The sequence below is a fragment of the Rouxiella badensis genome, assembly GCF_002093665.1.
In the GTDB taxonomy this organism is placed as follows: Bacteria; Pseudomonadota; Gammaproteobacteria; order Enterobacterales; family Enterobacteriaceae; genus Rouxiella; species Rouxiella badensis.
Window position 1 is genome coordinate 41,608 of record NZ_MRWE01000010.1, and the last position, 13,983, is coordinate 55,590.

Annotated in this window: 9 protein-coding genes; 5 read left to right on the top strand and 4 right to left on the bottom strand. The window is 51.9% G+C overall.

Annotated features, from left to right (window positions below):
- Positions 1–4 precede the first annotated feature (4 nt).
- Both BS640_RS07860 and BS640_RS07865 read right to left on the bottom strand, forming a co-directional pair.
- Positions 5–5,827, bottom strand: a complete 5,823-nt coding sequence (locus BS640_RS07860) for a hypothetical protein (protein ID WP_084912324.1) — start codon at positions 5,825–5,827, stop codon at positions 5–7.
- 417 nt (positions 5,828–6,244) lie between these two features.
- Positions 6,245–7,294 carry an acyltransferase family protein gene (locus BS640_RS07865; protein ID WP_017492139.1) on the bottom strand — a complete coding sequence of 350 codons (1,050 nt, stop codon included), beginning with the start codon at positions 7,292–7,294 and terminating at the stop codon, positions 6,245–6,247.
- A 267-nt stretch (positions 7,295–7,561) separates the two neighbouring features.
- Here BS640_RS07865 and BS640_RS07870 point away from each other — a divergent pair, with 267 nt between their 5' ends.
- From BS640_RS07870 to ydfG, 3 genes are all read left to right on the top strand, one after another.
- Positions 7,562–9,025 (top strand): MFS transporter, encoded by a 1,464-nt coding sequence (locus BS640_RS07870; protein WP_084912325.1) that lies wholly within the window; start codon positions 7,562–7,564, stop codon positions 9,023–9,025.
- 36 nt (positions 9,026–9,061) lie between these two features.
- Positions 9,062–10,123 carry an aldo/keto reductase gene (locus BS640_RS07875; protein WP_084912326.1) on the top strand — a complete coding sequence of 354 codons (1,062 nt, stop codon included), beginning with the start codon at positions 9,062–9,064 and terminating at the stop codon, positions 10,121–10,123.
- A 140-nt stretch (positions 10,124–10,263) separates the two neighbouring features.
- Positions 10,264–11,013, top strand: a complete 750-nt coding sequence (gene ydfG, locus BS640_RS07880) for a bifunctional NADP-dependent 3-hydroxy acid dehydrogenase/3-hydroxypropionate dehydrogenase YdfG (RefSeq protein WP_017492142.1) — start codon at positions 10,264–10,266, stop codon at positions 11,011–11,013.
- A gap of 75 nt (positions 11,014–11,088) precedes the next feature.
- On the opposite strand, the gene BS640_RS07885 is transcribed toward ydfG, so the two are convergent.
- Positions 11,089–11,415, bottom strand: a complete 327-nt coding sequence (locus BS640_RS07885) for a YnfA family protein (RefSeq protein WP_084912327.1) — start codon at positions 11,413–11,415, stop codon at positions 11,089–11,091.
- Positions 11,416–11,544: 129 nt separating this feature from the next.
- Here BS640_RS07885 and BS640_RS07890 point away from each other — a divergent pair, with 129 nt between their 5' ends.
- Entirely contained in the window at positions 11,545–11,913 is a 369-nt protein-coding gene (locus BS640_RS07890; protein WP_017492144.1) for a DUF1283 domain-containing protein, read from the top strand.
- 65 nt (positions 11,914–11,978) lie between these two features.
- Positions 11,979–12,278 carry a DUF1161 domain-containing protein gene (locus BS640_RS07895; protein ID WP_017492145.1) on the top strand — a complete coding sequence of 100 codons (300 nt, stop codon included), beginning with the start codon at positions 11,979–11,981 and terminating at the stop codon, positions 12,276–12,278.
- Between the two features lie 65 nt (positions 12,279–12,343).
- Here BS640_RS07895 and BS640_RS07900 read toward each other — a convergent pair whose 3' ends face one another.
- The gene (locus BS640_RS07900; protein WP_026110558.1) at positions 12,344–13,801 is read right to left on the bottom strand and encodes an MDR family MFS transporter; all 1,458 of its coding nucleotides are present in this window, start codon (positions 13,799–13,801) and stop codon (positions 12,344–12,346) included.
- Between the last annotated feature and the right edge of the window lie 182 nt (positions 13,802–13,983).

Here is a 13,983-nt window from a genome sequence, read left to right on the forward strand (position 1 = left end):
ACTGTCAAATCTCCCAGCTGCCGGTTTCTGCGTTGTAACTCACCGGCATAGAGTCCCCAGCGGGATTGTTCAACCGCCAGGTATTGCTACTTCGGTCCCGGAACACCTCGAACGCGCTACCGTCCTGCTGAATATAATACTGTTCGCCTTTTTTGTAAGTGCCATGGAAAATCCCCGTCCTCTCTATTTTTACACCGCTCAGGTCAATCCCCGTCACTTTCAGGCTGTCATCAAGCGTCGGGAGCGTACCTTTTGAATTCACCCACTGATTGTTCTTGAGTTCAGGTCGTTGAATCGCCGGACCCTTATTAATTGCAGGCTGGCCGATGGTGCTGTAGTCGGGATTCATCTTACTGTACGTTCCCTGAGGAGGGCGTGAGTTGCCCCATGTTCTTGCGCCTCCCTGTAGCCCCACACTAGAGTTAGGCCGCCAGCTGTTGGTATCTGCGTGGTAACTCACCGGCATATGGTACGTTGATGATTGATCGGGGTTCTTCAAACGCCAGGTATTGCTACTTCGGTCCCGGAACACCTCGAACGCGCTGCCGTCCTGCTGAATATAATACTGTTCACCCTTTTTGTAAGTGCCATGGAAAACCCCCGTCCTCTCTATTTTTACACCGCTCAGGTCAATCCCCGTCACCTTCAGGCTGTCATCAATCGTCGGGAGCGTACCTTTCACTCTTGATTCAAACATATTTTCAATCGATTTGAAGGATTTGTTTTTCATGCACTTACCGGCATAATTACTCCCGATGGCAATGCCGTCAAATAGCAAGCCTGCCAGGATATTCTGTAAAACGTTAGACAATATTGCCTGTTTTTCTTCATTAGAGTCGGCAAGCGTGGCCAGGGTCAAATCTTTTGCTACGCTAATACTGGAACTTAGCGCAATCTTTGCCATGAAAGTAATGATCCCCTTACCAGGTATAAAACTTGATGCTCCATTTACTAAATCGAATGCAATATTAACCAGCTGGTCTCGAAGGAGTTCGTTGGGAGTTTTAACCATCGTGTCCATATCTTGTTTCATACGACTGATAATGGTTTTAACAGTGTCAGCACCAATATTATTGGCTTTGGATAATGCCAAGCGGGTCTCTTTATGCTCAATAGGGATTTTGTTGCCGGTAATCCAAGTTTTAGTAAATGTATCAAATTTTTTCCTGCTATTTTTACACTCGTCTTGTGTTTTAATAGACAGATGTTTTAATATCCAGTTCTGCTCTTTTTGACTAAGGTTTTTATCATTGTCGAACTCAATGTAATCACCTAATGCGTCCCAGGCTAAAACCTTGTTCCCTTGGGCTAGTGCAACAACTTCCTTTAATTTCTCACCATTTAAAGACATCAGCTTAGGTGTTTCTTCCTTATTAATGTAACGCTTGAGCTGATTTTTGAATCTATCGTCAATGTCTTCTGACGTTGAAAGTTCTCTCGCCGTCGAGTGAAATGAAAATTCATAGAAAGCAGATAGATTATTTGTTGTCCCATCATCCTTTTCAAGGTTAGCCATTTCGCCTTTAAATGCCGCCGTTATGGCAGAATCTGTATCTCCCGTAGTAAATAATCCACTGGAAGAGCCTGGGAGAATTTTATCTCGAAATGCAGGTGGGATGTGATTATCCCATTCCACTTTAAGGTTAATCCCATGTAATTTACCACAAACGAGATCTGTCAGCGTAAAGTGTGTTGTTTTTTTTGCCACTGTGACGCTTGATTGGCCTCTGCCTTCCGTTATTATTTGTGTGGTTTTGATACGGCTGTCTGGAGTTAATGGCGAAAGCCCATTTTCATCAATAGCCTTTTGAACATAATTCCAGATATACGAAGGAGCGTGAAGTTTAGTGATAGTAGTCTCAGCTCCATTTATCACGCTTTGCATATAAGGAACAATAACCTTTGTCGTAACATAATCTTCATCCCATGCTCCCCGGATATTTTCTTCCTTCTGCGTCTCAGTTATGCCCTCGACCAAGGGAGTTGACTGATTAACATTACTGGTAATAGGGGGTGAGGGTTTATTTTCAGGTTTTCTGTAATTCAACAGACCACCCCCTCCAAATCCAAAGTGTAGCCCATTAGTATTTTTTTCATCGTTCGCATTAAGGTTAATGTTTACCTTCCATGCAATGCTGTGGTCACCCGTCCGCAACCCCATCAGCGTCGCCATAATGTTGCGGGTCTCCTTCTCACCTTTCCCCCACAGATGGGTCACCTCGTGGCGCAGCAAGTCCTTACCAGCAGCTCCCTCCCGGATAAAAATACGGCTGTCACCGTCCCTGACGCATGCATCAAAATCACGCTGCCCGGGCTTGACCTTCCCGAGAACAACCAGCTGGTTTGCGTTTTTTCCTTCCTTCTGATAGGAGCGGAGTTTCTCAGACTGAGCGTCACAGGCAACGACCAGTGCCGCTGGTGTCAGCCCTCGTTCTTTTATGAAGTCACGCTCTGTTTTTGTCAGAATGCCGTTTAACCTGGCCTTTTCCTGTGCAAGGTCTTTCAGTGCATCGTCCAAGGCACGGTCAATAGTCGCAACTTCGTCTTTCCCCATGCTCTCCGGACCCGCTCGTCCACGTCTGACAATATCAGCCATCTTTCCGACAGCCTGCTCCACGCGGTCTCCTTTTCCCTGGTAAGGGAAAACCTGATTACGCTCTGCTGCACTCTCCATGGCATCAGTTATAAATTCAGCCGCCGCCTCTGCGCCTTCCCTTCCTCCGGCGGCAGCCAACGTGGTACCGGAACTGATGAGGTTATTCCCCACGAAGTGATTACCGGCCTGCTCCATCGTATGCGCGAAGCCGTTCTTTTTAATATCATTCAGCATCGCCAGCCCGTTTTTGGCCGCCCTAAGGACCTGCGGCAATGCCGCATCCGCGGTCGATGCAGCAACAAATTTCCAGGTGTCATTTCTGGCTCCGGAAAGCGTTCCGGAAGGCAGGGCATGGCCCGGCATAACCGACTGCTTCAGAAAATTAACGCGTTCTTTCCCTGCCTGATAGATTAACCCTGCTGACACCGCTCCACGGATACGCCCCCATGCGCTGCCCACGATCCCCCCTGGCATGAGGATGTTGACACTCTGTGAAATCAGTTTACGGAGTGTCAGACTGACGAGCGAACTCCCCAGCCTGGCTGCACCTTTGTCTGTCATCAGATTTGCCCACTTCAGCCCCGGCTCTGCCAGAACCGCCCTGTACTCGCGGGGAAGTTTCAGCGTGCCATCACATTTCTGCCGGTAATTTTCTTTAATCAGAACGGCAAATGCCTTCCTGTCAAATCCGGGTGAGTCAATATCTCCGGCAAGCTTCTCCGCCAGCACCGCCACCTGAGCCTGCTTTTCCGCCGGGCTTAACTCTTCTTTTTCATTCATCCGCTCTGCGAGCACCAGTGCAAGATACATCGCCACTTTCTGCTGAGGGCCGTAAACTTCAGGCTCCCGGTGGGTGACCACCTGAAGTGCTGCTGCAGCGGTCCGCATCGCCCCCTCTGCCTGCAGCAGTACCTCTGAGGCAGGCAGTCCCACTTCGGTCTTTGTTAACAGGTCCTGCGAAAACGTCAGGGCCTCTGCACTTCCTTCCGCCTTACGGGCTTGATTAACGGCCTCTTTGAATCCGCCCTGACACTTTTGAATATCTGTAAGGAATCTTCTGAGAGTGTCCACTTTTTTTCGCTGCTGACTGATGTCTTCTGGTTGCGCAGGGAGTTTGCGGGGGTCATCTTTTTCCATAGCGGTCAGCTGAGCCTTCGCCAGGGTGAATTCATTCTGACTGGTCGTCTGCAGCGCGTGCAGGTTTTTTTGGGTTTCCTGCCAGCGGTGTTCAACGAACGAAAAGGCTTCTTTCAGCTCAGTCCGGGCTAATGACACTGCTTTAGCACTTTTTGCGCGCATGTCACTCACATTACTCAGGGAGTCAGTGCCCTTTTTGTGCACCAGCATATCTGCCACTTTATTGGCGGCTTTGGCACTTCCCGCCAGCGCTTTGCCTTTGAGCTCAAACCAGTGCAGTGACGTAAGCAGCGGCTCACTTTTTACCTCAAGCAGGTCCGTCAGTTTTTTTCTCTCAGGCCCGGGCGAGCCCATCTTTTCAGTCACGCCCGACACCACATGTGCAATTTTTGCGTATGCACCGCGAAGCACCACCGCCATCTCTTTCAGCTGCGTCACTGTATCAGCCCCGGAGCCAACAGACTGCAGGTTGCGGGTATCCTCTCGTACCAGGCTGAACGCCAGTCCGGTTTCCCTGAGCGGCGGTTTAAGCTCTTTCGACCTGATACTTTTATGTGCCAGCGTGAGTTTCTCCACTGCCTCATTAAACACGTCACGCCGTGTTTTCGGCTCATCAGCAGTCATGTCAGCACCTATAAGCGTTCTGTACATGGCAACTGCCGCAGTAGCTGCAGCTTTCAGTTCCTTAGTACTCGCGATGGCTGGAGGTTTCCCTGATACCAGCATCTTAAGGTCGGGCGTCAGAAATTCGCAAAATCTCTGCAGCTGGCTGACAGCATCCCGGACCTTCCCTTTCGGTAAAGTGTCGACAGCCCGTGACAGCGTTTGTGTGGCCTCCCGGATATAAATCAGCTCCCGGTATACGCCTTTTTCAAGATTTTGCTCATGCGCTTTCAGGTTGTCCAGGACATCGGTCACCGGGTCTTTTTTGCTGCCTGGTTCGGATACTTTCACAAGGGCAGCTTTTACCCTGCCGGACTTATCCGGATAAGTGCTTTCAATCGATTCATTTCTTCTCGCCTTCACAACCTCAAGCGCATTTTTTATTTTATGCCGCGCGTTGCTCAGTTTCTCTGGTAATCCCAGAACATCACTCCCTTTGGCTGCAACTTTGACGCTTTTCAGGATGTTAACCGAGTCTTCCAGTGCCGCAGACAGGTCCTTCAATGCCTCACAGGCGTCCAGACGAATCTGTTTTTCTCCCGCTGACAGACCTTTTACGGTTTCAGGGCTGACCTGAATAACCTCCATACTGTCCTTCACCACCTTAACCGCCGCCGCCAGCACGCTGCGTTCTTCCGAGCAGGCCAGCTTTTTTTTCAGCTTTTGCAGCGAGCTCAGTTCCTTCTGTTCTTCAGATGTCAGCCCACCCGCCTTGTTCTCCAGTGCAGTGAGCCTTTTTTCCTGTGTTTCATCCAGACCGTCCAGTTTACCCAGCGTGTTCTCCAGGCTCTCCACCGCCGCTTTCAGTTCCGGTCCCGAATCATCAAGATACTCCCGGTTTATGCCCCCCTCCATGATAAACTCATTCGCAGTGGCAACGACGCTTTCACGGATTTCCTCATCCAGCAGCAAGCGGAGGGTCTGAGCATCAACAACCTCTTCTTCCGCTTTCGCTATGGCTGGCTGCATTCCTGTGAGTTCATCCGTTCCGGCCGCGCTTTCTGCCGCAGATGCCACCACATCCTGCAGTAACGATTCCGTGGCGTGGAGAAGGCCTTCAGCTGCTTTCGTAACCCCGGCACCCTCAGGAATATCTTTAAATTTTTCGCCGGGAAATATTTCCCACAGCATCTGCCAGTTCTCACGAGCATAGGGTTCGTCCAGTTCACCGTTCGCTGCTATGAATCCCCCCTCCGAGAGGCTCTCCCTGAGAGCAGGAGAGGCTTTCTGATAATCATTCAGTAACCGGAGAGTTTTTTCATGAGGCTTGGGCATTTCTTTCATTGCACTGCATCCCTGAGAGATAATAGCAAGACAGCCCGGGTCCTCATGGGTGCCCGCACTCTCTTTGCGTACGGCGTCTGCCTGAGCGGTGGTGTTTACTGTTGAGAGCGGGACGCTGGCATGCTGAAACTTTTTTGTGGTGGGCATGGGAGTACTTCCTGGTCAATGTCTGGCTAAATTGATCGGGATATTATCCTGCCGCAACAGAAGGCTTTTCTGGATTAAGCTGATTTCTTATGTATTTTTACATGATGACTAGACTGGCGAGTCATCATCTGCGGTCATCATGACAGCCCTTGTCTCAGTGATGTAGTCACTACAACGGGTATCATAAGCGCACAGTGCGAGGAACTGTGTTTTCCACTGCCGGAGAAATGGCACCACAGCGCCCGGCAGGCTAGCGGAAACCGGGGTCGGGTAAGGCATAGCATCAACGCACCGTTAAATCTGGCCGTCCGCAGTGAAGGGATCCCCCTGTTCGACGCAGAAAGTGGCTATCGACTGGAAGAGCATTAATCTTAGTAAATCCGCCGTTCGAGATGAGCGAATGGCGGATTAATCCTCCTAATCTCTCGCCGCCGCGGCTCGCGATGACTGAAGCGAGCGAATTCCTCGCGCAATCCGTGTTTCTATCTGGGAGTAAAAAATGCAGCCAAAGATCACCGCGATAATGGAAAATACAATGCCGAAGAGATCGTGATTGATATTGAAGTGAGTAAAGAAGAAGTGTTTGGAGTACTCGAAGAAATAGTGCGTGATATAGATGCTGTAAGACGCATTGCCTACATAAACTAATAATCGATATATTTTTCCTTGCGACTCCCTCATCAAACTAAACAGAAAAACAATCGCCAGCGACGTTAACCCGAAGCAAACGAATCTCGGAGCCCCCTTTGCCGACAGCCACATTCCCAGTAAGAAAAAAATCACAATCAGCGGACAGGCATAAAGACTGGGGAGGCGGGCCTGACCCAACCGCATAAATATCTGCGCATACACGCAGCCGATAGCAAAGTTAATCATCAGCGTATCGCCAATCATATAGCTGAAATTATCCAGGTCCAGACGCGGTCCCCGCAGCGAGAAGAGGTTAACCACCAGGACCATCAGCACAATCAGCGACGCAGTGGTAAACACCAGGCTGCGTTTATTTGGGACCAGCATCATGATGACCGCATAAATCAGGTAAAAGAACATCTCATACACCAGCGACCATGAGGGACCGACCAGCATTAAATAGTTGGGGTCGCTGGTAAAGGTGGGCAGCAGCAGGATATTACCAAAAATCTGATACAGGCTGGCGGGATGATTTTTTAGCAGATAAATCAGTAAAAAAGGGGTCAACACTAGCAGGAATAAAGGATAGATTCTCTCCACCCTCTTCTTAATAAAGTCGAGGGCGGTCGACAGCCCCAGCCTGGAATCTTCACGGGTTTTATAACTCATGATAAATCCGCTAAGAATGAAAAAGGCATCTACGCCGAAATCGCCAATATATTGCAGGCCAAGACGCAGTGAAATTGCGGTCTGAGAGTCTCCCCATAGGTGGTTAATCACAACGAAGGTCGCAGCAAAAGCCCTAAGGATCTGTAATGAATCAATTTTTGATTTCATCGATTGAGTCTTGTTTTGAGTTCAACTCCTTTTGATCTGATTTGTCTCAAGCGGCGCATACTTAAACATGGACCACCGACCTCTTCATTCAATTTAGCCAATAAATCTATTTTAACCATTCTCGCTGATGCGCTATGCTCAAAAATCACCTTTCCTTGCCCGATCTTTTGCTAAGAATCGCAAAAGAAAAGACATATTAAAGCTATTAATCAGGGACTTGTTAATGTTCAGCTCAGGGGATTTCCTTTATATTCAGGCGTTATGTCGATGAAAAAATTTTCACTGCCAGGCGGTTCCGCCCTGCCACTGCTGGTTGCCGGCGCCATGTTCATGGAGAACCTCGATGCGACGGTTATCGTTACGGCGCTTCCCAAAATGGCACTGGCGTTTGGCGTACCGGCTATCGATCTTAATATCGGCGTTTCTGCTTACATTCTAACCCTTACCGTCTTTATCCCTGCCAGCGGCTGGATAGCGAATCGCTTCGGGACGCGCACCATTTTCTCATTGGCTATCATACTGTTTACTTTGGCCTCGGTGCTGTGCGCGACGAGCGTAAGTTTGCCCACCTTTACCGCGGCGCGGATGCTCCAGGGATTTGCGGGAGCCCTGATGGTGCCGGTCGGCAGACTGGTGGTTCTGCGCAATACCGCCAAAGCAGATTTGATTAAAGCGATCGCGACCATCACCTGGCCCGCGCTGGTGGCACCGATATTGGGGCCACCACTGGGCGGATTCATCACTACCTATGCGTCCTGGCACTGGATTTTTATCCTCAACGTACCTCTGGGGATCATCGCACTGCTGCTAAGCCTGAGATTAATCCCCAATGAAAAAGGGGCAAAAGGCATACCGTTTGACGTACTGGGCTTCCTGCTGACCGGCATTGCCTGCCTGGGCTTAATGTTTGGACTGGACCTGTTTAATAAAGGCGATGCAACCTATTGGCTGCCGTCACTTTGTGTGATCGGCAGCCTGCTGGTGGGCTCGTTGGCGGTGAAACACTCGCTTTCAAGCCCTCACCCGCTGTTGCCGATGGTGGCCATGAAGATTAAAAGTTACGGCGTAACGGTTATCGGCGGTTCACTGTTTCGTATCGCCATTGGTTCGCTGCCGTTCCTGCTGCCGCTGCTGTTCCAGCTCGGCTATGGTATGAACGCTTTCAACGCGGGTTTGCTGGTGTTATCGGTATTTGCGGGTAATCTGGCGATGAAGCCTTTCACTTCGGCAATTCTGTTCCGTTTCCCGTTTCGCACTATATTGGTGGTCAACGGCTTGCTGAATACGTTGACCATTTTCGCCTGCGCGTTTCTCACCCCGGCGGTGCCGACGACGCTGACCTTTATCTTGCTGTTTATCAGCGGTATGACGCGTTCAATGCAGTTCACGGCTATCAACACGCTCGCCTTTTCACAGGTGCCTGGCCCACAAATGGGGGGCGCGAACACGCTGTTTAATACGGCACAGCAGCTCTCGTCAGGGCTAGGTATTGCCATCGGTGCACTGGCATTACGTATCGCCGAACACTTTGAGCCGGTCTCCAGCAACGGCACCTCGTTGGGCAGTTTCCACACTGCGTTTATCATCGTCGGCTGTATCGCCATCTTCGGCATGATTGACAGCATGACCCTTAACGTTACCGACGGCGATGAGATTCGGCAAAAGAAAAAGAAAGCGACGGCCCCGCCGTCTGAAACCGCGAAGGAGCCAGAAAACTCGGCTCAACACTGACTCATTCAAAACAATCAATAAGGTAAGGAGACAGAGATGGAATATCGTCAACTTGGCCGTTCAGGACTCAAGGTGTCCGCCCTGAGCCTGGGAACCATGACCTTTGGAGGTCAGGGAAAGTTTGCTAAAACGGGACAAACCGATGTCGCGACCGCACGGCGGCAAATCGCCCTGTGTCGTGAAGCTGGGATCAACCTTTTCGATACCGCCGACGTTTACTCGGGCGGCCTGTCGGAAGAAATTTTAGGCGAGGCTCTTGGCAAGGCGCGAAATGACGTGCTGATTGCCACCAAGGCCCGTTTCCCGATGAGTGAAGGCCCCAACGGCGGAGGTTCTTCGCGTCATCACATCCTGCGTGCCTGTGAGGCCAGCCTCAAACGTCTTAACACCGACCACATCGACCTCTACCAGTTGCACCAGTGGGACGGCCTGACGCCGCTCGAAGAAACGCTGCGTGCGCTGGATGATCTGGTCAGCAGCGGCAAGGTTCGCTACGTCGGTTTATCAAATTTCTCTGCCTGGCATCTGATGAAAACGCTGGGTGTCAGCGATGCGCATCATTGGGTACGCCCGGTGAGCCAGCAGATTCACTACACTCTGCAAGCACGCGAAGCAGAATACGAGCTGTTGCCGGTGAGCCACGATCAGGGCCTGGGGGTGCTGGTGTGGAGCCCGTTAGCGGGTGGCCTGCTTTCAGGGAAATATCGCCGCAATCAGCCTCAGCCGGAAGGCACTCGCCATCTAGCCGAATGGGGTGAACCCCCGGTGCGCGACGAGAGCAAGCTGTACGATATTGTCGACGTACTGGTCGACATTGCCGCCGCGCGCGGCGTCTCGGCGGCACAGATTTCGCTGGCATGGCTGCTGTCCAAACCGGTCGTGACCTCGGTGATTGTCGGCGCGCGAAGTGAAGAGCAGCTGGTCGATAACCTCAAGGCTGCCGAGATAACGCTCAGCGCAGACGAGCTCGAGAGGCTGAATCAGGTGAGTCAGCCGCCGCTGATTTATCCTTACTGGCATCAGGCGCAGACCGCAGCCGACAGGCTGTCTGCGGCCGACTTATCGCTGATTGCCCCTTATTTAAAGCAAAACAAATAACCGCAGCAAGATTATTAAATCGATAACTAGACACATTATGGGCCTAGCCGCTTTCAACCACTCTGTGTTATTACTAATTGCAAGCACATGTCGTACTCTTTGCCCCGTCCGCGGGGCCATTTATTCTAAGGAAATCAGAGATGATCGTTTTTGTAACCGGCGCAACAGCCGGCTTTGGCGCCGCTATTGCACGTAAATTTGTTAATGCTGGACACCAGGTGATTGCAACAGGACGTCGTAAAGAACGTCTTGCTGATTTGAAGGCCGAACTGGGCGATGCGCTGTATGTCGCGCAGCTGGATGTGACCTCTCGTGAATCCATCGAGCAGGCCATCGCTGCGCTGCCGGCCGAATGGCAAAACATCGATTTACTGGTCAACAACGCGGGTCTGGCACTGGGTATGGAAACGGCGGACAAGGCGTCTCTGGATGACTGGGAAACCATGATCGACACCAACACTAAAGGTCTGGTGTATGTTACTCGTGCCGTACTGCCGGGCATGGTTGAACGCAACGTAGGTCACGTGATTAACATCGGCTCTACCGCCGGTAACTGGCCTTACGCTGGCGGCAACGTTTACGGCGCAACTAAAGCCTTCGTGCGCCAGTTCAGCCTCAACCTGCGCACCGACCTGTTCGGGACCAAGGTTCGCGTGACCAACGTAGAGCCTGGCCTGTGCGGCGGGACTGAATTCTCCAGCGTACGTTTCAAAGGTGACGATGCGAAGGTCGGCCAGACCTACGACAAGACCAACCCACTGACGGCGGAAGACGTGGCGGAGTCGGTATTCTGGGCCGCAACGCTGCCAGCGCACGTTAATATCAACTCAATTGAGATGATGCCGGTAAGCCAGTCGCTGGCTGGCCTGCGCGTAAGCCGCGACGAATAATCCCTGGCTTGACAGCAGTAAAAAAGGGCAACGGATCCGCTTCGTTGCCCTTTTTTCTTGCCGGTCACCGGATAATTAGTAAGACTTCCACCCGGAAATAATAATTAGCATACCCGCCAATGCGACGACGGCACCCAGCCAGTCGGTGGTCGCCAGTTTTACCCCATCAACGTAGCGCAGCCAAAGGAGCGCGGTCACCACGTAGACGCCGCCGTAGGCCGCATAAACGCGCCCACTCGCCGCAGGATGCAGCGTAAGCAGCCAGACAAACAGCGCAAGACTGGCGGCCGCAGGCACTAAAAGCACGGCGCTGCCGCCCTTTCTTAGCCACAGATAAGGCAAGAAACAGCCGATAATTTCGGCCAGTGCGGTAGCGAAAAATAGCAAGGTGGTTTTGAGCATGAGAAGGAGACTACTCCGTTAGTTCAATCATTTATAAACCAATTTCCCGTCTTTAGGTGACGTATCCCGTCAGGGTGGTATAATTTTAATCGTCGCGTCAGCGATGTGTAAACCTATAAGGATGAGCTAATGAACACAATAATTATGTCTCGACTGCTGCGCCGGATGCTGCCTGTCGCCCTGCTGGTGCTTTCAGGGACCTGGCAAGTGACGGCCCATGCTGAAACCAATTGTGCAGGTGGGACCTGTGTATTTGGCGGCAGCGGTAATGGGGCGATGAGCAACGAGCAAGCGCGCCAGAGCAAAGAAGAATGGAACGCGACCCGCACGTTACGCGATCAGAGAATTCAACGTCAGGAAAGAGACAACGCCCAGTACGAGCAGGCTGCTGCGCTGCGTGACCGCTGCAACGCAAGCCGTAATATCAACGCTTATTGGGAACCCAATACCCAGCGTTGTCTTGACCGCGTGACCGGCAACCAATTACTGGCACCTTAATCGCTCGATAGATTGCAGTTAACTGCTAAACTTTGCATGCAAGCTTTTCAAAAAAGGACGAAATCATGAAAAAGACTCTGATGGTTGGCTTGGCTCTTTTAACGCTCTCACCTCTGGTAGCTATGGCCTCTTGTGACAGCGTTAAAGCGGATATCACCAAGAAAATTGTGGCGAATGGCTTACCCGAGTCAGGTTTTAAACTCGATATCGTCGCCAATGACCAGGCCGATCAGGCTGGCGGTCAGGTTGTTGGGCATTGTGATAACGACAAGCAGAAAATTGTGTACAGCAAAACGGCAAATGGCGCAGACGACTCGACGGCAAGCCCTAAAACCGGCACCAGTCAGGACTCGTCAGCCCAGTAATACACTGCAATTCTGACCTCAAGGCTTAAACAGTCGCCTGTTTAAGCCTTTTTTATTGCGCCGTTTCAGGACTCTCTCTTCGCCGGACGATGACCGACCGGCAGCAACAGCGCGGCGGCTATTGCAAAGAATGACATGACGGCGGCAAGAACGAAAACCCAGTGCAGCGAGGCAGAAACCTGCTCGATGATATGATTCAGCCTTTCAGCCGAGAGTTGCTGCCGTTGTAGTTTGTCCATCAGCATCTGCACCGGGTCATGCAAGGCGGGCAGGCGATTTTGCAGGTTAACATTTAACGTTGCGCCGAGAATGGCCGTCCCTAGCGCCGACCCGAGCATACGGGTGAACAGCGTCGAGGCCGTGGCGATACCCCGCACCGAGGCATCGACCGAGTTTTGTACCGAGACAATAAACGTGGTGTTGCACAACCCCATGCCCGCGCCAATCATAAAGGCAGAAACTCTCGCCCACCACAGACCTGAGCCCGGAGTGAGCAGCAGGAGTGCCAGACTGCCAAACACCAACAGCAATGCGCCAAGCAGCACCGTGAAGCGATATGAGGTCGCCTGCATCAGCTTTCCGCTCAGCGTGCTTGCCAGCGGCCAGCCTAGCGACATCAGCGCCAGCGTGGTCCCGGCCTGTAGCGGCGTGCCGCCGAGAACCCCCTGAACATAAGTCGGTAAAAAGGCGCTGATGCCCATCATGCTGGCACCAATCACAATACCGCCGATATTGCCGGCAACCACCACCTTGTTCTGCCACAGTGACAGGGGAAACAGCGGTTCTGGTGCCCTTTTCTCCTGACGCACGAGCAGCGCCGAGGCCATCACGGCAAGTCCGACGAGCAGCAGGGAATAATAGCCGAGGGACTCAGCCTGGAGTAACGCCAGCAGCATAGCGGCCACCGCCAGTGAAAGCAGGCCGGTACCGGCGAGGTCTAGCGCGTGGGTCTTTCTGCTCTCCTCAGCGGGTAAATATTTGGCAAGAATCAGCATCGCGACAATGCCAATCGGCAGGTTTATCCAGAACACCACCGACCAATGAAAATGCTGGACGATAAACGCACCGAGCAGCGGCCCGACGATGGCCGATACGCCCCACACGCTGGCAAGATAACCCTGCGCCTTAGCGCGTTCATGCGGGCCGTAAATATTGGCGATAAGCGTGGTAGCAACCGGTGTGATGGCGCCTGCGCCTAATCCTTGCAGGGCACGGAAGGCAATCATCCACACCAACGATGGCGCGAATCCGCACAGCACCGAACCGCCGAGAAACAGCGCTGTACCAATGAAAAACATCTTACGGCAGCCGTAGAGATCGGCTAAACGCCCATAGATAGGCACGGTGATCGCCTGCGTCAGTAGATAGATGGCAAAAACCCAGCCTAAAAGCGAGAAGCCACCCAGGTCAGCAATAATGCTCGGCATCGCCGTGGCGACAATGGTGACTTCAACGGCGGCCATAAACATCGAAAGCATACAGGCGGTCAGCACCAGCGGGCGATGACGGCTATCGACGTGAATGTCGGGTAAGGTATTGGAAGCGATGGGCGTTCTCCTATATTTTTTCTTGTTCAGTATATCAGCGGTCTTTCTGTACAGGCTTGCTAATCGTGCCAATTTGCGAACTGTATCCAGGCCTTTTTTGATTGCTGTGGGTAAAACTCAATAAAACAATAGGCTCTGTGGTGAGGCCCCGCCTGCTT

Coding starts and splice junctions, on each gene's coding strand:
- BS640_RS07860 (WP_084912324.1), bottom strand. CDS start 5,827: ATGCCCACCACAAAAAAGTTTCAGCATGCCAGCGTCCCGCTCTCAACA.
- BS640_RS07865 (WP_017492139.1), bottom strand. CDS start 7,294: ATGAAATCAAAAATTGATTCATTACAGATCCTTAGGGCTTTTGCTGCG.
- BS640_RS07870 (WP_084912325.1), top strand. CDS start 7,562: ATGAAAAAATTTTCACTGCCAGGCGGTTCCGCCCTGCCACTGCTGGTT.
- BS640_RS07875 (WP_084912326.1), top strand. CDS start 9,062: ATGGAATATCGTCAACTTGGCCGTTCAGGACTCAAGGTGTCCGCCCTG.
- ydfG (WP_017492142.1), top strand. CDS start 10,264: ATGATCGTTTTTGTAACCGGCGCAACAGCCGGCTTTGGCGCCGCTATT.
- BS640_RS07885 (WP_084912327.1), bottom strand. CDS start 11,415: ATGCTCAAAACCACCTTGCTATTTTTCGCTACCGCACTGGCCGAAATT.
- BS640_RS07890 (WP_017492144.1), top strand. CDS start 11,545: ATGAACACAATAATTATGTCTCGACTGCTGCGCCGGATGCTGCCTGTC.
- BS640_RS07895 (WP_017492145.1), top strand. CDS start 11,979: ATGAAAAAGACTCTGATGGTTGGCTTGGCTCTTTTAACGCTCTCACCT.